The following is a 22,011-nucleotide window of genomic DNA, read 5'->3' on the forward strand; positions in this document are numbered from 1 at the left end:
TTGAGCGCCCGCCTCATGGCCGGGACGGCGGGGTCGCGGGTGGAGAGTGGTTCAAAGTCGGGCCTCCAGAAGGGTTCGGACCCGGGTCAGCAGCGCGATGTCCGGGTCGGGGACGGCCAGCGAGTGGGCCGTGGCCGTGGTGGGCGGGTGATCGGAGTGGGTGGGGGCCACGGGACCGGACGGCGTGGCGCCGGTGAGGGTGGCGCCGGGGACCCGGCGGTGCAGGCCTCCCGGCGGGCGGGCGGGGGCCGACGCCTCGGGGGCCGGCGCCTCGGCTTCCGCGACGGGCGTCGCGGGCCTCGGCGCCCCAGGTACCACAGGCGTCGCGGGTGCCACGGATGTCGCGGGTGCCACGGATGTCGCAGCGCTCGGTGCCACTGCCGGCGCGGCGTGCCGCGGGGCGGCGAGCAGCCCGGCGGCGGCCAGGCGACGGACGTCCGCCGTGACGCCGAAGCCGGACCGGCCGAGCAGGCGCGCGAGGTCCGCCGGGGTTCTTCGGCCGTCGGCGTGGTCCAGCAGTTCGCGCCGGCGACGGCCGGGCGGGCGGTTCGACGGCCGTGGGACCGGCACCACCGGGCGGACCGGAGCGGTGTCGAGCTGCGGCCAGGGCCAGATCCGTTCCAGCAGCCGGCCCCGGCGCTCGACCTCGCGGCGCAGCCGGCCGGGGTCGACCGTGGCCACCGGGCCCAGCCAGTGCCGGGCGTCGGGCTCGAACCGCCAGACGCCACCGGTCCGGTCGGCGAGGACGAAGAACGCGGCGTCGAAGAGCGTGCCCAGGTGGCCGAGTTCGAGCTCGCCCCGGGTGAGCAGCCGCCGTTCGACCAGGGCCTCACCGACCCGGGCGCGCGGGCCGTGGAGCCGGAGCAGTTCCGCCCACTGCCCGGGGGTGATCCGGCCGCAGCCGGTGAGCAGTTCGGCCAGGCCGGGCGCGCGCGGGGAGTCGGCGTGGGCCACCTGGCCGTCGACGAGGTGCAGGCTGCCGAGCGGGCCGCGCAGGGCGCCGGTGGCGCGGCGGGCGGCGAGCAGGCCGAGGGCCTCGCCGGGGGTCTGCGGCGGTGCGGGCGGGCGGACGGCGGCGGGCGCGGCGGTCATCCGGGCCACCGGCCGGTGGAGCGCGGGCGGCGGGGGCGGCCCGTCCGGCGTGCTGGCCGAAACCCGATGGCCGCGGTGGGCGTCCCGTTCACCCCAGCACCAGTTCCTCGGCGAGCGCCTGGAGGCGGTAGCGGGCGGCGGCGAGGTTGCCCTGGGCACGGTCGAGCCAGAGGTGGAGGACGAGGCGGCTGTCGAAGACGGTGTCGATGAAGCAGATGAGGTGGTAGCTGCGGCCGGCGGTGACGATGACGTCCTGTAACGGCGACCGCCGGTCCTCCGCCCCGGTGAAGGTCTGGCTCTCAACGGCCGCCCGTACCAAGTCGGTTGTCTCGGCGGCCGCGGTCTCGTGGTCGCCGGTCGGGCACTCGCCGAGGCTGCCGAGCGCGAGTCCGCTGCTCCAGTCGACCAGGCTCGCGGAGCGTGCCCCGGAGATCGACATCGCTCCGGCGAGGCATTCGTCGATACCCGGCACACCGGCTCCTTCGAGGGGGTCTGGGCAGCCGGGCGCAGCACGGCACGGCCGGGCCGCCACCAGCAGTGGCGGGCTCGACACGGAAGGCTACTGCCGGATTCCATATGACGAACATTCCAATGGCATATTCACATCAGTAGCATCCACTTCCGGCCAAGGTATGACGAGGCGTCAGCCATCGCCGCCGGGCGAACCCGCTGGCCCGGGGACGGTCGCGGCCCGCAGTCCACCGCCACCCGCCGACCACCTGGCAGGGGAGCTTGGCCGAGAACCGGCCGCACGGCAGGGTTTCGACCGCCGTCATGCGATAGAAGGACCGGGCGAGCAGGTCTACACCACCGGGTCGCCGCCCGACTGCCGCCGGGGCCCTCGGGCATGACGAAGGAGCCCCGGGCATGACGAAGGGGCCCCGGGCATGACGAAGGGGCCCGTTCCGCTGGACGGAACGAGCCCCTTCGGGTGGAGCGCCAGGCCCGGGTCGCACGGACTCTTCCTACTGAAAGTAGGACGTGCTCTGGTAGCACCGCTGACGCCTGTTCGGGAGGTTGTTTCCCTCCCGACGAGAAGAACATTAGCAGGTCATCACGCCTGCTCAGAAACCGGAGGGAGGAACGGGACCGGACCCGGCGGAACGGCGGCGACCCAACCCCGGCGCGGCGACCCCGACAGCCCCGGCACGGAGGGCGGTCAGGGCAGCAGCGCCCGGTAACCCGCGATCAGGGCGGTGAGGCCCAGCTCGAAGGCCCGGTCGGCGCGTTCGCGGCCGGCGGGGACGGCATCGAGGGCGTCGGCCAGGCGCGGGGTGGCGTCACGGTCGACGGCGTCGACCATGACGTCCGGGGCGACCAGGTCGAGGGCGGAGCCGAGGATGAAGCTCTCCAGGGCGGTGATCACGCCCATCACATCCCGTGCGGCGAAGCCCGCGCCCTCCAGGGTGGCGACGGCGCGCTCGTACAGCGCGTGCATGAACGGTTCGGCGAGCGGGGCGGTGGCGAGCAGGCGCACGATGCCGGGGTGTTCGGCGAAGGCGTCCCGGTAGGCGTGCGCCCAGGTGCGCAGCGCCGCGTCCCAGGGCTGGTCCCACATCGACTGCTCGCCGATGGTGCGGACGAGTTCGGCGCGCATCAGGGCGACGATCTCGGCCCGGCCGGCGACGTGGTGGTAGAGCGCGGAGGGGCTGACCTTGAGGGCGCCGGCGAGGCCGGGGATGGTGAGGTCGCCCGCCTCGTCGACCAGCCGCAACGCGGTGTCGACGATGCGCTGCCGGTCCAGCAGGGGTGTGCGCGGCCTGGCCATGCCGGTTCCTCGTCTTTCGGGGAGTCCTTCGGGGAGTCCTTCGGGGGCCCTCGGGGAGTCCTTCAGGAAGCCTTCCGGAGGATCTTCGGGAGGGCGAGGGGCCGGAGAGCCCTCCGGAGAACCCTCAAGATCATCGTTACCCAAGCGTTACTGAATGGCTTTCAATAAAACTCTTCCGCACCCGCCGGTGCCGCGCCTACGGTAACCGAACCCCATTCGGTTTAGGCAGGTCGTCCTCGTCACCTGCCGCGACCCGGAGAGGACGCTCCCCCATGCGTGCCGACACGATCTTCACCGGCGGCCGGATCCACACCGGAGACCCCGCCCACCCCGCCACCCACGCCCTCGCCGTCACCGCCGGACGGATCACCGCCCTCGGCGACCCGGCGCTCGCCCTGCGCGACGACCGCACCGAGACCGTCGACCTGGCCGGCGGCGCCCTGCTGCCCTCCTTCGGCGACGGCCACCTCCACCCGCTGCTCGGCGCCATCGGGCTGCGCGGCGTGCCGGTGCGCGACTGCACCAGCCTGGAGGAGGTCGTCGAGGCCGTCCGCACCTGGGCCGCCCGGCACCCCGAGGCCGAGTGGATCACCGGGGACGCCGTCAATCCGTGGCTCGCCGAGGGCGGCCTGTTCGACGCCCGGCTGCTCGACGCCGCCGTCCCCGACCGGCCCGTCCTGCTACGCACCATGGACCACCACACCGGCTGGGCCAACAGCGAGGCGCTGCGCCGCGCCGGGTACGGGCCGGACACGCCCGACCCCGTGGGCGGCGAGATCGTCCGCCGCCCGGACGGCTCCCCGCTCGGCACCCTGCGCGAGTTCGGCGCCCTCAACCCCGTCCTCGCGCTCGTCCCGCCGCCCCCGCTCGCCGAACAGGTCGCCGCCCTGCGCGAGACCACCGCCGCACTCGCCGCCGCCGGGCTCACCTGGCTCCAGGACGCCTGGATCGAGCCCGCGCAGGTCGACACCTGGCTCGCCGCCGTCGCCGAGCACGATCTGCCCGTCCGGGCCGGGCTCGCCCTGCTGCTCGAACCGGACGGCTGGCGCGCACGGCTCCCCGCCCTGGCCGCCGACCGGGAGCGGGTCGAGGCCGGCGGGCGCGGCCGGCTCACCGCCCGGGCGGTCAAGTTCTTCGCCGACGGCGTCGTCGAGTCCGGGACGGCCGCCCTGCTGGCGCCCTACAGCGACTGCCCGCACTCCCACGGCGTCGCCAACTGGACCGGCGCCGAACTGGCCGACGCCGTCACCGCCGTCGACGCGCTCGGCTTCCAGCCGCACATCCACGCGATCGGCGACCACGGCGTCCGGATCGCCCTGGACGCCGTCGAGGCCGCCACCCGCCGCAACGGCCTGCGCGCCCGCCGCCCGGTGATCGCCCACGTCCAGCTGGTCGACCCGGCCGACCTGCCCCGCTTCGCCGAACTCGGCGTGATCGCCAACTTCGAACCGCTGTGGGCCCAGACCGACCCGCTGATGACCGAACTCACCCTCCCCCGGCTCGGCCCCGAGCGCGGCGCCCGGCAGTACCAGATCGCCGCGCTGCTGCGCGGTGGCGCCCGGGTCTCCTTCGGCAGCGACTGGCCGGTCACCCGGTACGAGCCGCTGGCCGGTCTCGCCACCGCCGTCACCCGGCAGACCCCGGACGGCCTGCCGGCCGGCGGCTGGCTGCCCGAGGAGCGGATCGGCCTCACCGAGGCCCTCGCCGCGTACTCGGCGGGTGTCGCGCACCAGGCCTTCGAGGAGGCGGAGTGGGGCGTGCTGCGGCCCGGGATGCGGGCCGACCTGGTGCACCTGGCGGCCGACCCCTACGCGGTGCCGGCCGACGAGCTGGCCGCCGTCCCGGTGGCCGGGACCTGGCTCGGCGGCCGACGCACCCACTGAAGCCGACGCACGCACTGACCCAGGGCGGGCCCCCCGTACCCGCCCGCCGAAACGCCCCCCACGGCGTCCGGTCCCCGTCGACCGCCCGCACCCGATCGGCGGCCGACCGCTCTACCCTCGTCCGTACGACCCCAGGAGAGCTCCCCCATGACCCTGCCCTCCGACGCGGCCTCCCCGACCGCACCCGGCTCCCCCCGCACCGGCCCCGGCACCGGCCGCGCCGGGCCCGACACCGGGCCCGACAGCACCGGGCCCGGCACCGCAACCGCCGGCTCCACCGGCCCCGCCCGCCTGGAAGGCGGCGTGCTCGGCACCGGCGACATCGTCTTCTTCGTCGTGGCCGCCGCCGCACCGCTGACCGTGATGGCCGGCGTGGCACCGTTCGCGATCGCCTTCGGCGGCATCGGCACGCCCGTCGCCTACCTGGCCACCGGCGTCATCCTGGCCCTCTTCGCGGTCGGCTTCACCACCATGACCGCGCACATCCGCAACGCCGGCGCGTTCTACGCCTACGTCACCCGCGGCCTCGGCCGCCCCGCCGGGCTCGGCGCCGCGCTGCTCGCGGTGCTCTCGTACAACGCCATCCAGATCGGCATGTACGGCGCCTTCGGCTTCTTCGCCCACACCACCGCCGCCGACCTGCTCGGCCTGGACCTGCCCTGGCCGGTCTGGGCGCTGCTCGGCGTCGCGGTGGTCTGGCTCCTCGGCTACCGCTCGATAGACCTCGGTGCGAAGGTGCTCGGCGCGCTGCTGATCGCCGAGACCGGCATCCTGCTCGTGCTCGCCGTGGCGGTGCTGGTGCGCGGCGGCGCGCACGGGCTCGACCTGTCCTCGTTCGCCCCGCACAACGTGTTCTCCGGGGGCATGGGCGGGGTGCTCGGGCTCTCCTTCGCCGCGTTCATCGGCTTCGAGGCCACCGCCATCTACCGCGAGGAGGCCCGCGAACCACGGCGGACGGTGCCGCGCGCCACCTACGCGGCGATCGCCTTCCTCGGCCTCTTCTACACCTTCATCACCTGGATGATCGTGCAGGCCTTCGGCGCCACCGAGGCCGTCGCGACCGCCACCGCCGACCCGGCCGGGATGTTCTTCACCGCGATGACCGACTACGTCGGCGCCTGGGCCACCGACCTCCAGCGGGTGCTGATCGTGACCAGCCTGCTCGCCGCGCTGCTCGCCTTCCACAACACCATCACCCGCTACGGCTACGCCCTCGCCACCGAGCAGGCCGCCCCGGCCGCGCTCGGCCGGGTCCACCCGCGCCATGGCTCCCCGTGGATCGGCGGCATCGCGCAGTCGGTGCTGGCGGCGGTGGCCGTCGTGGTGGCGGCGCTGATCGGGGCCGACCCGTACAACCAGTTCTTCCTCTGGGTGAACTCCCCCGGCGTGGTCGGCATCCTGGTGTTGCAGGCGCTCGCCGGGCTGTCCGTGTACGCCTTCTTCCGTCGCAATCGCGAGGCGGCCGCGAGCGCCGGGGCGTTCCGGACGGTCGTGGCGCCGGTCGCCGCCACCGTGCTGCTGTGCGGGGCGACGGCGCTGGTGGTGTGGCGGCTGGACCTGTTCACCAATGCCGGACCGGAGGTCAACTGGCCGCTGGTGGCGATCGTGCCGGTGGTGTTCCTGACGGGCGTCGCCATCGCGCTGCGGCTGCGGGCGCGGCGGCCCGAGGTGTACGCCCGGCTCGGGATGTCGGAGGTCGACGCGGGCTGAGCTCGGAGGTCGACGGGCCGAGCAAGGCGGCGCCGCAGGGCTGGCCCACCCGCCTCGGCCCCGGCCGGCGGCCTCAGGCCTGGCCGACCGCCTCGGCGAGCAGCCGGTAGGAGTCGAGGAGGGCGGCGCGGTCGTAGGTGCTGGTGGTGACCAGGAACTCGTCCGCGCCGCTGCGCGCCACCAGGGCGGCGAGTTCGGCGACGGCCCGCTCCGGGGTGTCCGCGATGTGGCCCTTCAGCGACTGCTCGTAGGCGGCCTGCTCGCGCGGGCTCATCGGCAGGGCCAGGATCTCGGTGGCGGGCGCCAGCGGCGGGAACTCGCCGTGGGTGCGGGAGTACGCGCCGGACCACGCCTCCGGAACGAGCAGTTCCCGCGCCCGGTCGGCGCTCCCGGCGACCGCGACCGTGCCCGAGACCACCACGTACGGCTCGGCGGCCTGCGCCGAGGGGCGGAACCGGCTGCGGTAGCGGTCGATCGCCGCGAGCATCCGTTCCTCTCCCCGGACGGCGGCGATGACCAGCGGCAGCCCGGCGTCGGCCGCCAGGTCGGCGCCCGCACCGGTGGCCAGGACGAAGGCCGGCACCCGCAGGCCCTCGGCCGGGCGGGCGTGGACGCCGGGGTGGGCCTGCTGCGAGCCGTCGAAGTAGCCGAGCAGTTCGGCCAGCTGGGCGCCGAAGTCGTCCGCGGAGTCCTTCTCCCGGCCCAGCGCCCGCCGCACCCCGTCGGTGAACCCGACCGAGCGGCCGAGCCCCATGTCGATCCGGCCGGGGAAGAGCGAGGCGAGCACCCCGAACTGCTCGGCCACCACCATGGGCTGGTGGTTGGGCAGCATCACCCCGCCCGTGCCGACCCGGATCCGGGTGGTGGCCGCCGCCACCGCCGCGGCGAGCACCGTCGGCGCCGATCCCGCCACCCCGGGCACGCCGTGGTGCTCGGAGACCCAGAAGCGGTGGTACCCGAGCCGCTCGGCCTCGCGGGCGAAGGCCACCGTGTCCCGCAACGCCTGCGCCGGCTCCTCGCCCCGTCTGGTCCGGGAGCGGTCGAGGACGGAGAGCCTGGTCATGGGCGCAGCGCTGGTCACGCGGTGGACAACGCCCGCCGCCGAGCCGGGCATTCCCCCCTCCGCCATGCCCCGGTACGGACGGGCCCCGGTCAGTCCGTGACGGCGAAGCCCTGTGCCGCGCCCAGCCGGTGCAGCGAGTCCTGCCCCGGGATCCCGTCCGCGGCGGCGTCGGCGTACCCGCACCGGCGCTGCCACCCGGCGTAGGCGGTGACCGTCAGGCTGCCGAACGAGCCGTCCACCCAGCGCTGTTCGAGCAGCCCCTCGTCCGCCAGGGCCTGCTCGACGATCGCCACCTCGGCGCCGTACGTCCGGTGCCCCTGTTCGGCGCCGGGGTCGGTCCGGGCCGCCGCCACGACGTGCGCGAGCGACACCGTCCGGGGACCGGGCAGGTAGCCGAGCAGCCGCCGCAGCGAGCTCTCCCCCGGCACGCCGTCCGCCGCCTGGCCGGAGTAGCCCAGACTCCGCTGGTAGTCCGCGTAGTTCTCGGTGTCCGCGTCGCTCCAGTTCGGCCCGGGGCCGGAGCGGTAGTGGGCGCCGAAGCCCTGGGCGACGAGCCCCCGGCCGACCACGGTGACCTGGTAGCCCTGGGCGCCGTAGCCGTACGGGAGGCCGTTGATGGTGGTCTGGTACCGGGCCGGGGTCGGGTCCGCCGGGGGGTGCTGCGAGGGCGAGGGGATCGGGGTGCCGGGGCCGGCCGTGAAGTCGGGCCAGGAGCCGGGGTCGGTGTGGTCGTTGAACGGGACGTGGGCGTGTGCGTACCAGCCGCCGCTGGCCTCCCACACCTGCTCGTCGCGGTCGCTGGTGAAGTCGACCGGCCGGCCCATCGGCCACACGTCGGGCACGCCCCAGGAGGCGATCCAGGCGTGGATCCGGTCCCAGCCCGCGCACGGGGTGTCGACCAGCCGCGGGTACACGGTGCCCTGGTAGGTGCAGTAGGGGAAGAACACCGCCTCGATCTGGATCACCACGCGCCCGGCCCGGTTGGTGCGGGTCGGGCTCGTCGTCGGGCTGAGCAGGCTCTTCGAGCGGGAGTCGGCCGGGAACAGCTGGGCGATCCGGCCGCTGAACGGGTCCCAGACCAGGTGCGGCGCGTCGCCGGCGCCGCTGCCGGTGAAGTAGTTCACCAGGTCCTCGTAGGTGCACCAGTCCTGCGGCGCGGCGGCGGTCGCGTTGCGGTCCCAGGTGATGTGGGCGATGGCTCTCGGGGGGTACTGCTGGTCGGTCGGCGCGTGGTCGCCGAGGTCGTGGATCTCGGCACCGGGCAGCCACAGGTCGGACATGCGGTCTCCTCCAGGCGGCGAACGGACGTCGTTGCGGGTATCGGCAGGTTCGCCCTCCGGATTGACCCCAACGGCGCAATGCACGGCAATGAACCACCCGTGCTCGCGCGCCCGTTCGGATCTGTGACGGGAATTCGTCCTTGCGTACGGACCCGGAGGCCCGCGCCGCGTGCCGCCGGACCCGTGCTCCTCCCTGCCCGGAAGGAAGCCCGAGAGCCTCCGGAAAGCCGTCGGGCGGGGGCGCATTCCACCCCGCCGCAGCCGCTCTGTCAATCGTTGACTTCGGAACTGGTCTAGTCCACGGTGGTGCGCGAAAAGCACTCATACCGTCATCACCGCCACGATTCTGACGAACCGACGGAGATTCCACCGTTATGCAACGAGTCTGCCTCGCCCTGCCCACCATGCGATCCTGCCCCGACACCATCGTGGAACTCGCCGAGGAGGCGGCCTACGCCGTCGCGAACTTCGACGTCGAGGTGCACCTCCTCATCCTCGACACCACCGACGCCGCCCAGTTCGCGGAGAACGCGGGCGCCGTGGCCGCCCTGGAGCCCACCCCCGGCGTGGTCGTCCACCACCTCGGCAACGCGCAGCAGCGGGAGTTCCTGCGCCGGGTGGCCGAGCGCTCCGGCGCCGCCGACCCGGAACTGCTGCTCGACATGATGCTCCCGCCGGCCGTCGCGTACGGCTCCTGCGTCAACCGGCTCTTCCTGGGCGCGGCCGCCCTGGGCTGCACCTCGGCGCACCTGCGCAACGACGACGCCGACTTCCAGGTCGTCGACGGTCGGAAGATCTTCCCGATCCACCACGAGCTGCTCTCGATCGGCCGACCGGCCGGCGAGGCGGCGGCCGGTGTGACCCGCTCCGAGCTCGACCCGGCCGACGCGGACAAGCCGGTGATGCTGGTCAGCGGCTCCTTCATCGGCGAACTCAACGTGGACATCAGCGAGATCCACGAGTTGGACCCGGACATCTACCGCGACGTGGTGCGCCTGTGGACCCCGCCGGTGTGGCCGGAGGAGGACCGGGACGCGATGGTGGACGTCTCGTTCAAGGGCGCCGGCTCCGAGCCGTTCACCACCGACGAATCCGTCCTCGGCGTGCCCGACATCTGGGACGTCTACATGTGCAACATCGCGCTGGACCACCGGGCCTACGAGGTGCTGCCGCTGCTGCCCTCGGTCAAGACCATCGGCAGCGACTACGCCCTGCTGCACGCCATGGTCCACTCCCGGCTGCCCGGCGTCGTCCACAACCGCCACATCGTCAACTACTACACGCCCGAACGCCGCATCGGCGCCGGCTTCATCTCCTACCAGATGCGGTTCGTCAAGTTCCTGCTGTCGATGCTGTACCTGTACCCGGTCTACGGCGGGATGATCGACCTCGGCCGCGGGCTGCTGGACGAGCGGCACGGGCTGAAGGTCGAGCCGATCCTCGACCTGGTGCGGGGCAGCGTCGACTGGGACCGGGCCGGGAACGAGTACTGCCTGGACGTCCTGGACCGCTCCTACCGCAAGCTTGGCGGCAAGTACGCCGAGCTCGCGGACGCGGTGGCCGAGCAGCGCCAGCAGCTCCTGGACGAGGCGCAGGAGGACGCCGAGCGCTGGGCGGTGCTGATGGGAGCGTGGGCGTCGCTGGTGGCCGCCTCCCGCGCGGAGGGGCTCGGCACCGCCTCGGAGGTTGCGGCCGGGTGAGCGAGGACCTCCGGATCCGGCTCCTGGCCGAGGGCGACTGGGATGCCGTGGTCGCCCTGGAGCACGACGCCTACGCGGCCGACGGCCTGTCGGAGGGCCGGGAGGCGCTGCAGTCCCGCGCCCTCGCCTCGCCGCGGACCTGCTTCGTGCTGGAGCAGGACGGCACCGTCCGCGGCTACCTGCTGAGCCTGCCGTACCCGCCGCTGCGCTGCCCGGACCTCGACCGGCCGGAGGAGGCGGTGTTCGCGTCGGACAACCTGCACGTGCACGACCTGGTGATCGCCGAGGACCTGCGCGGCCGGGACGTCGCACTGGGGTTCATCCGGCACTTCCGGGAGCAGGCGTCCGAGCAGGGCTTCGAGCGGATCTCCATGGTCGCGGTCCGCGGCACCGACATCCTGCTGCGGCTGCTCGGCTACCGCGCCCACCGCGAGGTGACGGTGCCGTCCTGCTACGGCAAGCGCGCCGTCTACATGTCGATGCCGGTGGCAGCCGGCTGACCTTCACTCGTCCGGAGTAGTCCGGGCTGCGGCACTCACCCCGTCGAGTGATGCTGCTGACGGCTGCGCCCAGCCGCCAGCAGCATCACCACCGACCGAGGGAGAGCGCATGAAGGCCGCCGTCGTCCACGACTTCACCGCGCCGCTGGTCATCGAGGACCGCCCCGTCCCCGAGCCCGCGCCGCACCAGGTCCGGGTCAGGATCGAGGCGTCCGGCCTCTGCCACACCGACATCCACGCCGCCCACGGCGACTGGCCGGTCAAGCCGAGCCCGCCGTTCGTGCCCGGCCACGAGGGCGTGGGGATCGTCGAGGCGGCCGGCGGGGAGGTGCGCGACGTACGGGTCGGCGAACGGGTCGCCATCCCCTGGCTGGCCGACGCCTGCGGGCGCTGCGACCAGTGCGTCTCCGGCTGGGAGACGCTCTGCCTCCAGCAGCACAACAGCGGCTACTCGGTGGACGGCGCCTACGCCGAGTACGCGCTGGCGCACGGCGACTACGTGGTGCCCGTCCCCGACGGCCTCGACCCGCTCGACGCCGCGCCGCTGTCCTGCGCGGGCGTCACCACCTACAAGGCGCTCAAGGTCTCCGGCGCCCGCCCGGGCACCCGGGTCCTGGTCTCCGGCATCGGCGGGCTCGGCCACCTCGCGCTCCAGTACGCGCGGATCTTCGGCGCCGAGACCATCGCGGTCGACGTCACCGACGACAAGCTCGCCCTGGCCCGCGAACTCGGCGCCGACCACGTCCTCGACGCCCGCACCCAGGACGTCGCGGCGGAGGTCCAGCGGCTCGGCGGCGCCCACGCGGCCATCGCCCTCGCCGTCAGCAACGCCTCTTTCCAGGCCGCTTACGGTGCGCTGCGGCGCGGCGGCACGCTCGTGCTGGTGGCACTCCCGGCCGGCGGGAAGCTCGAACTGCCGGTGTTCGAGACCGTGTTGAACGGCACCAGGGTGATCGGCTCGATCGTCGGCACTCGCCAGGACCTCGCCGAGGTCTTCCGGCTGCACGCCCTCGGCCGCACCCGCGTCATCCTTGAGCCCCGCCGCCTGGAGGAGGTGAACGCCTGCTTCGACGAGGTGCTGGGCGGCAAGGTCTCCGCCCGGCTGGTCTTCGACCTGCGCTGAGCGACCTGCGTCGAGCAACCTGCGCTGAGCCCGGCCCCGGCCGAACGGGTGCGCCCACCTGTCAGCCTCGCCCGCCGGTTCGCCGCGCCCGGCATCCGTCCGTCCCCCGTCGGGACGCGGCTCGCGGCCGATCCGCCCCCTTGACCGGCCCGTTCGGGCACCAGAGGCCCCGCGGGTCACGCCCGCCCCACCCCCGTCCGGGCCCGGTTGCAGTTCCGTCTCCGTTCCGTCCGGTGGGGGGCGCGGCGCCGCCCGGTCCGGGATCGTGGGGGCAACGACTCGTTGGGCGGGGGGAGTTGCCGTGGGGGACGGCCAGGAGTTGGTGCCCGTGGTGGTGGGCGTGCTGGTGCGGGCGGCTGAGGGGGTGGCGGCCGGCCCGGGGCGGGCGGTCGCGGATCTGGTGCGGGTGCGGCTGCGGGCGACGCCGGAGGGCGCCCGGGCCGTGGACGCGGTCGAGGCGAACCCGGGGGACGCCCGGGCGCGGGCCGGGCTGACCGCCGCCGTCGGCGAACTGCTCACCGCGGACCCGGCGTTCGCGCGGTACCTGGCCACCACCGAGCTCGGCCGGCCCGCCGACCCGCCGACCGTCCACCTCCGGGTCGATCCGGCCGTCGCCGGGGCCCAGGCCCGGGCCGCCCGGATCGGCGCCGCCCCCGTCCTCGTCACGCTGGCGCTGATCGTGGTCGCCGCCCTGGTCGCCGTCGGGATCAACCTGGGCTCGCGCCCGCTGCTGCGGCCGGGCGGGCCCGACCTGGCCCACGCCGGGCGGACGCTGCGCGACCCGGCCCAGGTTCAGGGTGTGCTACCCGACCTGCGGGCCATGCCGGGCGGCTGGCAGGTGGAGAGCGGCCCACAGTCGGGAGCGGGCCCGGGCGAGGACGTGCCCTGCCTGCTCCCGGACGCCTGTGACCAGCAACTCGCGTACGCCACCGTGACGTTCCGCGCCGTGACCACGCACAGCGCACAGTTCACCGTGGTCACCTTCGCCTCCGCCGACGCCGCCGGCCGGGCCTTCGACGCGATGCTCGCCCACGTCGGCGGCGCCGACGCGGCCGCCGCCGTCCCCCTCCCCTCGATCGGCGACCAGCGCGCCGCCCGGACGCACGGTGCGGAAGGGGCGGAGGCCCTGGTGCGGGTCGGCACCACGCTGCTGTACGTCCGCGATTCGGGCCCGGGCTCCGACGCCGCCACTCCGGTGCTGGTCCTGTTCGCCCGCCTGCTGGCCGAGCGCGCCCAGCAGGCCGAGGACGGCCGCGAGCCCGACGCCGCCGCCCAGGGGGCCACCGCCTGACCCGGCCGCCCGCAGCCCCTGCTTGAACGCGCCGCACCCCGACCGAGCCGGTCGCCGGGTGCGGCTGCCGTTGCGCCGGGACAAGGGTGGGGCCACCGGTGAGGCCGCGAGGGGCCCGCTCCCCCGAATGCGTGTATCGCTCTCTTGACTGGCGTCACCAACACGCCATACTGGCCTCACTCCCCGCTCGCACGATGAGGTGCCCGCCCATGGAGCTATCCCCCTCCGCGCACGTGGACACGTTCTGCCGCGACCATCTCCCACCCTTCGACCAGTGGCCCGAACTCCGCTTCGACATACCGGAGTTGTCCTATCCGGATCGGCTGAACTGCGCCCAGGCGCTGCTCGACGGAACGATCGCCCGGTACGGCCCCGACCGCCGCTGCCTGCTCACCCCGACCGACCAGTGGACCTACGGCGAACTGCGCGACCACGCCGACCGGGTGGCCCGGCTGCTGACCGAGGACCTCGGCCTGGCCACCGGCAACCGGGTGCTACTCCGCGGCCCCAACACCCCCTGGCTGGTGGCCTGCTGGCTCGGCGTCCTGAAGGCCGGCGGCGTCGCCGTCAGCACCATGCCGCTGCTGCGGGCCGCCGAACTGACCGGACTGCACCGGATCGCCCGGCCCGCCATCGCCCTGTGCGACCACCGCTACCTGGACGACCTCGCCCGGGCCGAGACACCCGGCCTGCGGGTGCTCGCCTTCGGCGGGCCCGGCCCCCAGGACCTGACCGCCCGCTGCGCCGCCAAGAGCGGCGGCTTCACCGCCGTGCCCACCGCCGCCGACGACGTCGCGCTGATCGCCTTCACCTCCGGAACCACCGGACGGCCCAAGGCCACCCTGCACTTCCACCGCGACGTGCTCGCCAACGCCGACACCTTCTCCCGCCACCTCCTGCGCCCCACCCCCGACGACCTGTTCGCCGGCACCCCGCCGCTCGCCTTCACCTTCGGACTCGGCGGCCTGGTGGTCTTCCCGCTGCGCGCCGGCGCCGCCAGCCTCCTGCTGGAGCAGGCCACCCCCGAGCAACTCGCCGAGCAGGTCCACCGGCACCGGGTCGGCGTGCTGTTCACCGCGCCGACCGCCTACCGGGCGATCCTGGCCGCCGGGCTCGCCGACCGCCTGTCCGGCGTACGGCGTTGCGTCTCGGCCGGCGAGCACCTGCCCGCCGCCCTCTGGGAGGCCTTCCACGCGGCCACCGGGCAGCGGCTGATCGACGGCATCGGCGCCACCGAGCTGCTGCACGTGTTCATCTCCGCCGCCGACGGCGACATCCGCCCCGGCGCGACCGGCCGCCCCGTCCCCGGCTACCGGGCCGCCGTCCTGGACGAGCAGGGCCGGCCGGTGCCGGACGGCGTGCCCGGTCTGCTCGCCGTCAAGGGCCCGACCGGCTGCCGCTACCTGGACGACGAGCGCCAGCGCGACTACGTCCGCAACGGCTGGAACCTCACCGGCGACACCTACGTCCGCGACCGGGACGGCTACTTCTGGTACCAGGCGCGCAACGACGACATGATCGTCTCGGCCGGCTACAACATCGCCGGCCCCGAGGTCGAGCAGGCCCTCGCCGCCCACCCCCACGTCGCCGACTGCGCGGTGGTCGGGGCGCCGGACGAACGGCGCGGCACCGTGGTGAAGGCCTACGTGGTGCTGCGCGAGGGCGCGCCCGCCGGGCCGGAGCAGGTGCGGAGCCTCCAGGAGCACGTCAAACGGACCATCGCCCCGTACAAGTACCCGCGCGCGGTCGAGTTCGTCACCCGGCTGCCGCGCACCGCCACCGGCAAGCTGCACCGCGCCGAGCTGCGCCGGCTGGCCGCGACCGCCCCGGCCAGTGTGGCGATCGAGCGCCGGGTCGAGTGGTCCGACACCGACGCGGCCGGTCACTACCACTTCTCGGCCGTCCAGCGCTGGGCCGAGGCCGCGGAGGCGGCGCTGCTGCGCCGGCTGGGCCTGGCCGAGCTGTTCGGGCGGATCCCGCGGGTGCACTTCGAGGCCGACTACCGCGAGCGGCTCTGGTTCGGCGACCTGGTCCGCACCGAGCTGCGGGTGGTCCGGGTCGGCGGCTCCTCGCTGCACTACGCCTTCGAGGTGCACGGCCCGCACGGCCTGGCCGCGTCCGGGCGGATGTCGGTGGTGCACGCCGCGCCGAACGCCAAGGGCGCCGAACCCTGGCCCGCGCCGGTGCGCCGCGCGCTGGCCGAGGCCGGACCGCAACAGCCGGAGGTGGTGCGGTGACCACCGCGGCCCGCACCACCACCAGCGCCGCACGCACCGGCGCGGCCCACCCCACCGCCGCCCGCCGCATCGCGGTGATCGGCGCCGGGCCGGGCGGGCTCTACTTCGCCGCGCTCGCCAAACGGCTGGCACCGCACCGGGAGATCACCGTCTTCGAACGCGACGGCCGGGAGGACGAGTTCGGCTTCGGCGTGGTGTTCTCCGACGAGACGCTGGACGGCATCGCCCAGGCCGACTCGGAGGTCTTCGCCGCCATCGGCGCCGAGTTCGCCCGCTGGAGCGACATCGACGTGCGCTACGCGGGCGAGGTCCGCACCTGCGGCGGGCACGGCTTCGCGGCACTCGACCGCAACCGGCTGCGCGCGATCCTGCAACAGCGCTGCGAGCAGCTCGCGGTGGACGTGCGCTACCGCACCCCCGCCCCTCCGGTCGACCGGCTCGCCGCCGAGTACGACCTGGTGGTCGCCGCCGACGGCATCCACTCGGGCACCCGGGCGGCCTACGCCGACACCTTCCGGCCCGACCTGGACGAGCGGCACTGCCGCTACATCTGGCTCGCCACCGACAAGGTCTTCGAGGCCTTCACCTTCATCGTCGAGCGGTTCGACTTCGGCACCCTCCAGGTGCACGCCTACCCGTACAGCGCGACCCGTTCCACCTTCATCGTGGAGATCGCCGAAGACGCCTGGCGCCGCGCCGGGTTCGCCGCCCTCACCGCCCGGGAGCCGGCCCGCGGCGAGAGCGACGAGGCGAGCGTGCGGCGCTGCGCGGACCTGCTCGCCGGGCACCTGGACGGCCACCGGCTGATCCCGAACGCCTCCCGCTGGATCCGCTTCACCACCGTGCGCAACGCCCGCTGGCGCCACCGCAACGTGGTGCTGCTCGGCGACGCGGCGCACTCCGCGCACTTCTCGATCGGCTCGGGCACCAAGCTCGCCCTGGAGGACGCCCTCGCGCTCGCCGCGAGCCTGCACGAACAGCCGGCGCTGGAGCAGGCGTTGGCCGCCTACGAGGCGGAGCGGCGCCCGGTGGTGGAGTCCACCCAGCGGGCCGCGCAGGCGAGCCTGGAGTGGTTCGAGACGGTGGAGCGGCGCACCGGGCAGGGCGCCGACCGGTTCGCGTTCAACCTGCTCACCCGCAGCCGCCGGGTCACCTACGGCAACCTGCGGGCCCGCGACCCCGACTTCGTCGACACGGTGGACGCCGCCGCCGGCAGCCCGCCCGGTGTGCCGCCGATGTTCCGGCCGCTGAAGCTCGGCGCCCTGGAGCTGCGCAACCGCGTCGTGGTGCCCCCGCTCGCCACCTTCACCTCCACCGACACCCTGCCCAGCGGCTTCGACCGGGCCCAGCTGACCGCGCACGCGCTCGGCGGCGCCGGGCTGGTCCTCGCCGGGATGGCCGCCGTCAGCCCCGGGGGCCGGGCCACCGACCGCTGCCCGGGGCTGTGGAACGACCGCCAGGAGGCGGCCTGGCGCGAACTCGTCGACGCCGTCCGCGCGGTGAGCGACACCCCGGTCGGCCTCCAGCTGACCCACGCCGGCCGCCGGGGCGCCACCGCCGCACCCGGCCCGGACGGGATCGGGCGTCCACTCGCCGACGGCTGGCCGCTGCTCGCCGCCTCCCCGCTCCCCTGGGGCCCGGACAGCCCTCCTCCGCACGCGGCCACCGCCGCCCAACTGGCCACCTTGGTCGCGGACTTCACCGAGGCAGCGGAACGCGCGGCACGGGTCGGCTTCGACGCGCTGGAGCTGCAGTTCGGCCACGGCCACCTGCTCTCCGGCTTCCTCTCACCGCTGACCAACCACCGCACCGACCGCTACGGCGGCCGGCTCGCGCACCGGCTGCGGCTGCCGCTGGAGGTGCTGGCGGCCGTCCGCGCGGTCTGGCCTGCCGGGCGGCCGCTACTGGTGCGGATCTCGGCCTGCGACTGGGCGCCCGGCGGCACCACCGCACCGGAGGCCGTCACGATCGGCCGCGCGCTGGCCGACGGCGGGGCGGACGCGGTGGACGTGTCCACCGGCGAGGTGGTCGCCCACCAGCGGCCGCCGTACGGACGCGGGTACCAGACCCCGTTCGCCGAGCTGATCCGCGCCGCCACCGGCCTGCCGACCATCGCGGTCGGCGCGATCTCCGGGCACGACGACGCCAACTCCGTGCTCCTGGCCGGGCGGGCCGACCTGGTCGCGATCGGGCGGGCCCAGCTGTACGACCCGCTCTGGACGCTGCACGCCGCCGCCGAGCAGGGCTACACCGGGCCGGGCGCGCACTGGCCCGGCCCCTGGTCGGCGGGCAGCCGCAGACCACCGGGCCCGAACGCCGACCGGGTCGCACCGCGCCTGCACCTGCTCGCCGAGCCCGCCGCGCCGGTGCACCGCCGCTGGCCGCCGCCCACCCCCGAACCGCGCTGAGCAGCCGAGGAGGACCCATGCCCGACCTGCCACGCTTCACCGCCGCGGCCGTCCAGGCCGCCCCCGTCTACCTGGACCCGGCCGCCACCGTCGACAAGGCCGTCGCCCTGATCCACGAGGCGGCCGGCCACGGCGCCGCCCTGGTGGTCTTCCCCGAGGTCTTCGTCCCCGGCTACCCGTACTGGAACTGGACGATGAACCCGGTGCAGGGCTCGCCCTGGTACGAGCGCCTCTACCGCGCCGCCGTCGACGTCCCCGGCCCGTACGTCGACACGCTGCGCGCCGCCGCCCGGCAGGCCGGCGTGGTGCTGGTGATCGGCGTCAACGAACGCGGCCAACACAGCCTCGGGGTGCTCCACAACACCTTGCTGATCATCGGCGCGGACGGAGAACTCCTCGCCGTGCACCGCAAGTTGGTGCCGACCTGGGCCGAGAAGCTGACCTGGACGCCCGGCGACGGCAGCTCCCTGCGGGTGCACCGCACGGCCGTCGGCCCGCTCGGCGCGCTCGCCTGCGGCGAGAACACCAACACCCTGGCCCGCTTCACCCTGCTGGCCCAGGGCGAACTCGTCCACGCCGCCAGCTACATCGCCCTGCCGGTGGCCCCCGAGGACTACGACATGGCGGAGGCGATCGCGCTGCGCGCCGCCGCGCACTGCTTCGAGGGCAAGCTGTTCACCGTGGTCTCCTGCTCCACCATCTCGCCCGAGATGGTGGACCTGATCGCCGGCGACGACCACCAGGTGCGCAAGCAACTCGCCCGCCCGCGCAGCGCGTTGTCCGGCATCTTCGGCCCCGACGGACGCCCGGTGGGCGAGCCGCTGGTGGACGAGGAGGGCATCGTCTACGCCGAGATCGACCTCGGCCGGTGCATCCAGCCCAAGCAGATGCACGACATCGTCGGCCACTACAACCGCTTCGACGTCTTCCGGCTGCACGTGGACAACCGCCCGCTGCGGCCGCTGGTGTTCCCGGAGGAGCAGGCATGACCAGCGACGACGGCACGACCGACCGCCACGGCACCACCGACCCCCACGGCACCGCCAACCCCCACGGCACCACCGACCAGGGCCGCACGGCCGACCACGACGACGACCAGCTCGGCCGCGCCAGGGTCACCGACAGCCCCGAACTCACCGCCTACTACGAGGAACTGGCCGAGCACGAGGCCGGCGCCCTGTGGACGGTGGCGAACGAGATCGAGCCCTGGTACCCGCAGCCCAAGTCGGTGCCGGTGCTCTGGCGCTACGCCGACCTGCGCCCGCTGGTCCGCAAGGCGCTGCCGCTGGTCAAGGCCGACGACGCCGGCCGCCGGGTGGTGATGCTGGTCAACCCCGGGCGCCGCGAACTGAGCGCCGCCGTCGGCCTGCTGTACACCGGCCTCCAGATCATGGGCCCCGGCGAGGCGATGACCGCGCACCGCCACCAGGCCGCCGCCCTGCGCTTCGTCCACGAGGGCACCGGCGCCTGGACGGTCGTGGACGGCCAGAAGCTCAGGGTCGGCCCGCGCGACTTCGCCATCACGCCCAACAACTCCTGGCACGAGCACGGAAACGAGTCCGACGACGCCCCGGTGATCTGGCAGGACGGCCTGGACATCCCGCTGGTCAACATGCTCGACGCGAACTTCTACGAGGTCCACCCGGAGCTGTACCAGCGGCCCGGCCCGGTGGTGAACTCCTCGCTGCTGAGCTACGGCGGCAACCTGCTCCCGTACGGCGTCGAGACCTGGAGCAGGCCCTACTCCCCCCTGCTCGGCTGGCCCTGGGAGCCGAGCTACCACGCGCTGTGCCGACTCGCCCGCGCCACCGGGGGATCGCCGTACGACGGCGTCATCATGGAGTACACCAACCCGGTCACCGGCGGCCCGGTGATGCCGACCATGGCCGCCCACCTGCAACTGCTGCGCCCCGGCCAGGCCACCCGCGCCCACCGCCACACCGGCTCGGTGGTCTACACGGCGGCCAAGGGGCGCGGCGTCTCGGTGATCGCCGGGCGGCGCTTCGAGTGGCAGCAGGGCGACGTCTTCGTCGTCCCGTCCTGGGCCTGGCACGAGCACGCGAACCTCGACCCCGGCGAGGACGCCTGCCTGTTCTCCTTCAACGACTTCCCGGTGATGCACTCGCTCGGCCTCTACCGCGAGGAGGCCCACCCGGCGCACGACGGGCACCAGGGCCCGGCCTGACCCACCGGACACGCCCCGGCCCACCATCGCCCGGCAACCCCGAGGAGCCCCGACCATGCACCTGTTGACCTACTGCGCGGGCGGCGACGAGACCCCGCGCCTCGGCGCCCGGCTCGGCGACCAGGTCGCCGACCTGACCGCCCTCGCCACCGCCGCCGGCGCCCGGCTGCCCGACGGCCTGCTCGACCTGGTCCGGGCCGGCGAGGCCACGCTGGCCACCGCCCGCACGCTGCTGGCCCACGCCGGGCCCGGCCACCCCGCCGTCCGCCCGCTCGCCGAGGTCTCGCTGCGCGCGCCCCTGCGGCCCGGCAAGATCGTCGGCGTCGGCCTCAACTACGTGGAGCACGTCGCCGAATCGCACCGCACCCTGGACACCGAGCGCGAACTGCCCGACCGGCCGGTGCTGTTCAGCAAGCCCGCGACCGCCGTCACCGGCCCGGGCCAGCCCATCCGGCACAACGCCGACCTGACCAAGCAGCTCGACTGGGAGTGCGAACTCGCCGTGGTGATCGGCGAGCCGGCCTTCCGGGTGGCCGAGCGGGACGCCTGGCGGCACGTCTTCGGCTACAGCATCGTCAACGACGTCAGCGCCCGCGACCAGCGCCGTTCCGGACAGTGGTTCTTCTCCAAAGGGCAGGACAGCTACGCGCCGTTCGGCCCGGTCGTGGTCACGGCCGACGAGATCCCCGACCCGCAGGACCTCGACCTCTCACTCAGGGTCAACGGCGAGCTGCGACAGGACTCCAACACCCGCCACATGCTGTTCGGCATCGCCCGCCTGATCGCCGACATCTCCTCCGGCGTCACCCTCGAACCGGGCGACGTGATCGCCACCGGCTCCCCGTCCGGCGTCGGTGCCGGCCTGGTGCCGCCGCAGTTCCTCCAGCCCGGCGACCTGGTCGAGGCCACCATCGAGCGGATCGGCACCCTCGCCAACCCGGTGGTCGACGCCCGCTGAGCGGAGCACCCCACCCCGGCCAGCTCCCGAGAGGAGCCCCAGCACCCCATGACCACCTACCGGATCGGCCAGATCGTCCCCAGTTCCAACGTCACCATGGAGACCGAGGTCCCCGCCCTGCTGCGGGCCCGCGAGGCGGTCGCGCCCGAGCGGTTCACCTTCCACTCCAGCCGGATGCGGATGACCAGGGTCACCCCCGAGCAACTGCGCGCCATGGACGCCGAGTCCGACCGCTGCGCGGCCGAACTCTCCGACGCCCGGGTCGACGTGCTCGGCTACGCCTGCCTGGTCGCCGTGATGGCCACCGGCCCCGGCTACCACCGCGAGGCCGAACAGCGCCTGCACCGGCGCACCGCCGAGAACGGCGCCCCCGCCCCCGTGGTCACCAGCGCGGGCGCCCTGGTGACCGGCCTGCACACGCTCGGCGCCAAGAAGGTCGCCCTCGTCACCCCGTACCTGCGGCCGCTGGCCCGGACCGTGGTCGGCTACCTGGCCCACGAGGGCATCGAAGTGCTCGACTACGCGGCCCTGGAGATCCCCGACAACCTCGACGTGGCCGCCCACGACCCGGCGCGGCTGCCCGCCATCGCCCGGCGTCTCGCCCACGCCGAGGCCGACGCGGTGGTGCTCTCGGCCTGCGTGCAGCTGCCCTCGCTGTCCGCCGTCGAGGAAGCCGAACAGCAGCTCGGCAAGCCGGTCGTCTCGGCGGCGATCTGCACCGCCCACCAACTGCTGCGCGCCCTCGGCCTGCCGGCCGTCGCCCCCGGCGCCGGGCACCTGCTCTCCGGCGCCTACGCCCAGGCCTGACGCCGG

16 protein-coding genes and 2 pseudogenes are annotated in these 22,011 nt (G+C 74.5%); 13 read left to right on the top strand and 5 right to left on the bottom strand.

From position 1 onward, the window contains the following. Positions 1–51: 51 nt before the first annotated feature. From AB0P03_RS17170 to AB0P03_RS17180, 3 genes are all read right to left on the bottom strand, one after another. Positions 52–1,092, bottom strand: coding sequence for a hypothetical protein (locus AB0P03_RS17170; RefSeq protein ID WP_363585197.1), 1,041 nt, complete (start codon positions 1,090–1,092; stop codon positions 52–54). Positions 1,093–1,180: 88 nt separating this feature from the next. After that, positions 1,181–1,564, bottom strand: coding sequence for a hypothetical protein (locus AB0P03_RS17175; protein ID WP_063350270.1), 384 nt, complete (start codon positions 1,562–1,564; stop codon positions 1,181–1,183). Positions 1,565–2,251: 687 nt separating this feature from the next. Beyond that, complete coding sequence (locus AB0P03_RS17180) at positions 2,252–2,860, bottom strand: TetR/AcrR family transcriptional regulator C-terminal domain-containing protein (RefSeq protein ID WP_363585199.1); 609 nt, start codon at positions 2,858–2,860, stop codon at positions 2,252–2,254. A 272-nt stretch (positions 2,861–3,132) separates the two neighbouring features. Here AB0P03_RS17180 and AB0P03_RS17185 point away from each other — a divergent pair, with 272 nt between their 5' ends. After that, positions 3,133–4,743 carry an amidohydrolase gene (locus AB0P03_RS17185; RefSeq protein WP_363585201.1) on the top strand — a complete coding sequence of 537 codons (1,611 nt, stop codon included), beginning with the start codon at positions 3,133–3,135 and terminating at the stop codon, positions 4,741–4,743. Positions 4,744–4,890: 147 nt separating this feature from the next. After that, positions 4,891–6,453: an APC family permease gene (locus AB0P03_RS17190; protein ID WP_363585203.1), complete on the top strand. Its 1,563-nt coding sequence runs from the start codon at positions 4,891–4,893 to the stop codon at positions 6,451–6,453. A 73-nt stretch (positions 6,454–6,526) separates the two neighbouring features. Here the strand turns inward: AB0P03_RS17190 and AB0P03_RS17195 are convergent, their stop codons facing one another. Continuing rightward, positions 6,527–7,516 (bottom strand): MsnO8 family LLM class oxidoreductase, encoded by a 990-nt coding sequence (locus AB0P03_RS17195; RefSeq protein WP_363585205.1) that lies wholly within the window; start codon positions 7,514–7,516, stop codon positions 6,527–6,529. A gap of 89 nt (positions 7,517–7,605) precedes the next feature. Then, on the bottom strand, positions 7,606–8,796 hold the full coding sequence (locus AB0P03_RS17200; protein WP_363585207.1) for a peptidoglycan-binding protein: 1,191 nt from the start codon (positions 8,794–8,796) through the stop codon (positions 7,606–7,608). A 374-nt stretch (positions 8,797–9,170) separates the two neighbouring features. Between AB0P03_RS17200 and AB0P03_RS17205 the strand changes: the two genes are divergently transcribed. The 11 genes and pseudogenes from AB0P03_RS17205 (at position 9,171) to AB0P03_RS17255 (ending at position 22,005) form a co-directional block, all read left to right on the top strand. Next, entirely contained in the window at positions 9,171–10,496 is a 1,326-nt protein-coding gene (locus AB0P03_RS17205) for a DUF6271 family protein (RefSeq protein WP_363585209.1), read from the top strand. After that, entirely contained in the window at positions 10,493–10,996 is a 504-nt protein-coding gene (locus AB0P03_RS17210; RefSeq protein WP_363629493.1) for a GNAT family N-acetyltransferase, read from the top strand. Before AB0P03_RS17205 ends, AB0P03_RS17210 begins: the two co-directional genes overlap by 4 nt. A 109-nt stretch (positions 10,997–11,105) precedes the next feature. Beyond that, on the top strand, positions 11,106–12,119 hold the full coding sequence (gene adhP, locus AB0P03_RS17215) for an alcohol dehydrogenase AdhP (protein WP_363629495.1): 1,014 nt from the start codon (positions 11,106–11,108) through the stop codon (positions 12,117–12,119). Positions 12,120–12,420: 301 nt separating this feature from the next. Further along, entirely contained in the window at positions 12,421–13,410 is a 990-nt protein-coding gene (locus AB0P03_RS17220; protein WP_363629497.1) for a hypothetical protein, read from the top strand. 209 nt (positions 13,411–13,619) lie between these two features. Next, positions 13,620–15,218: pseudogene (locus AB0P03_RS17225) on the top strand (AMP-binding protein); the annotation flags it as partial. 57 nt (positions 15,219–15,275) lie between these two features. After that, a pseudogene (locus AB0P03_RS17230) lies at positions 15,276–15,647 on the top strand (thioesterase family protein); the annotation flags it as partial. After that, on the top strand, positions 15,644–18,055 hold the full coding sequence (locus AB0P03_RS17235) for an FAD-dependent monooxygenase (protein WP_363629498.1): 2,412 nt from the start codon (positions 15,644–15,646) through the stop codon (positions 18,053–18,055). The pseudogene AB0P03_RS17230 and the gene AB0P03_RS17235, both read left to right, overlap by 4 nt. Before the next feature lie 17 nt (positions 18,056–18,072). After that, positions 18,073–19,044, top strand: coding sequence for a carbon-nitrogen hydrolase family protein (locus AB0P03_RS17240; RefSeq protein ID WP_363585217.1), 972 nt, complete (start codon positions 18,073–18,075; stop codon positions 19,042–19,044). Then, positions 19,041–20,240, top strand: coding sequence for a cupin domain-containing protein (locus AB0P03_RS17245; protein ID WP_363629500.1), 1,200 nt, complete (start codon positions 19,041–19,043; stop codon positions 20,238–20,240). Before AB0P03_RS17240 ends, AB0P03_RS17245 begins: the two co-directional genes overlap by 4 nt. A gap of 55 nt (positions 20,241–20,295) precedes the next feature. Continuing rightward, positions 20,296–21,198: a fumarylacetoacetate hydrolase family protein gene (locus AB0P03_RS17250; protein ID WP_363629501.1), complete on the top strand. Its 903-nt coding sequence runs from the start codon at positions 20,296–20,298 to the stop codon at positions 21,196–21,198. A 48-nt stretch (positions 21,199–21,246) separates the two neighbouring features. Beyond that, positions 21,247–22,005 carry an Asp/Glu racemase gene (locus AB0P03_RS17255; protein WP_363629503.1) on the top strand — a complete coding sequence of 253 codons (759 nt, stop codon included), beginning with the start codon at positions 21,247–21,249 and terminating at the stop codon, positions 22,003–22,005. Positions 22,006–22,011: the final 6 nt, after the last annotated feature.

It is taken from the genome of Kitasatospora sp. NPDC088779 (assembly GCF_040685395.1).
GTDB lineage: Bacteria > Actinomycetota > Actinomycetes > Streptomycetales > Streptomycetaceae > Kitasatospora.

Bases quoted from the DNA above. Each gene is read 5' to 3' on its own strand.
- AB0P03_RS17205 (WP_363585209.1), top strand. From the start codon at position 9,171: ATGCAACGAGTCTGCCTCGCCCTGCCCACCATGCGATCCTGCCCCGAC.
- AB0P03_RS17195 (WP_363585205.1), bottom strand. From the start codon at position 7,516: ATGACCAGGCTCTCCGTCCTCGACCGCTCCCGGACCAGACGGGGCGAG.
- AB0P03_RS17250 (WP_363629501.1), top strand. From the start codon at position 20,296: ATGCACCTGTTGACCTACTGCGCGGGCGGCGACGAGACCCCGCGCCTC.
- AB0P03_RS17180 (WP_363585199.1), bottom strand. From the start codon at position 2,860: ATGGCCAGGCCGCGCACACCCCTGCTGGACCGGCAGCGCATCGTCGAC.
- AB0P03_RS17185 (WP_363585201.1), top strand. From the start codon at position 3,133: ATGCGTGCCGACACGATCTTCACCGGCGGCCGGATCCACACCGGAGAC.
- adhP (WP_363629495.1), top strand. From the start codon at position 11,106: ATGAAGGCCGCCGTCGTCCACGACTTCACCGCGCCGCTGGTCATCGAG.
- AB0P03_RS17200 (WP_363585207.1), bottom strand. From the start codon at position 8,796: ATGTCCGACCTGTGGCTGCCCGGTGCCGAGATCCACGACCTCGGCGAC.
- AB0P03_RS17245 (WP_363629500.1), top strand. From the start codon at position 19,041: ATGACCAGCGACGACGGCACGACCGACCGCCACGGCACCACCGACCCC.
- AB0P03_RS17190 (WP_363585203.1), top strand. From the start codon at position 4,891: ATGACCCTGCCCTCCGACGCGGCCTCCCCGACCGCACCCGGCTCCCCC.
- AB0P03_RS17255 (WP_363629503.1), top strand. From the start codon at position 21,247: ATGACCACCTACCGGATCGGCCAGATCGTCCCCAGTTCCAACGTCACC.
- AB0P03_RS17240 (WP_363585217.1), top strand. From the start codon at position 18,073: ATGCCCGACCTGCCACGCTTCACCGCCGCGGCCGTCCAGGCCGCCCCC.
- AB0P03_RS17170 (WP_363585197.1), bottom strand. From the start codon at position 1,092: ATGACCGCCGCGCCCGCCGCCGTCCGCCCGCCCGCACCGCCGCAGACC.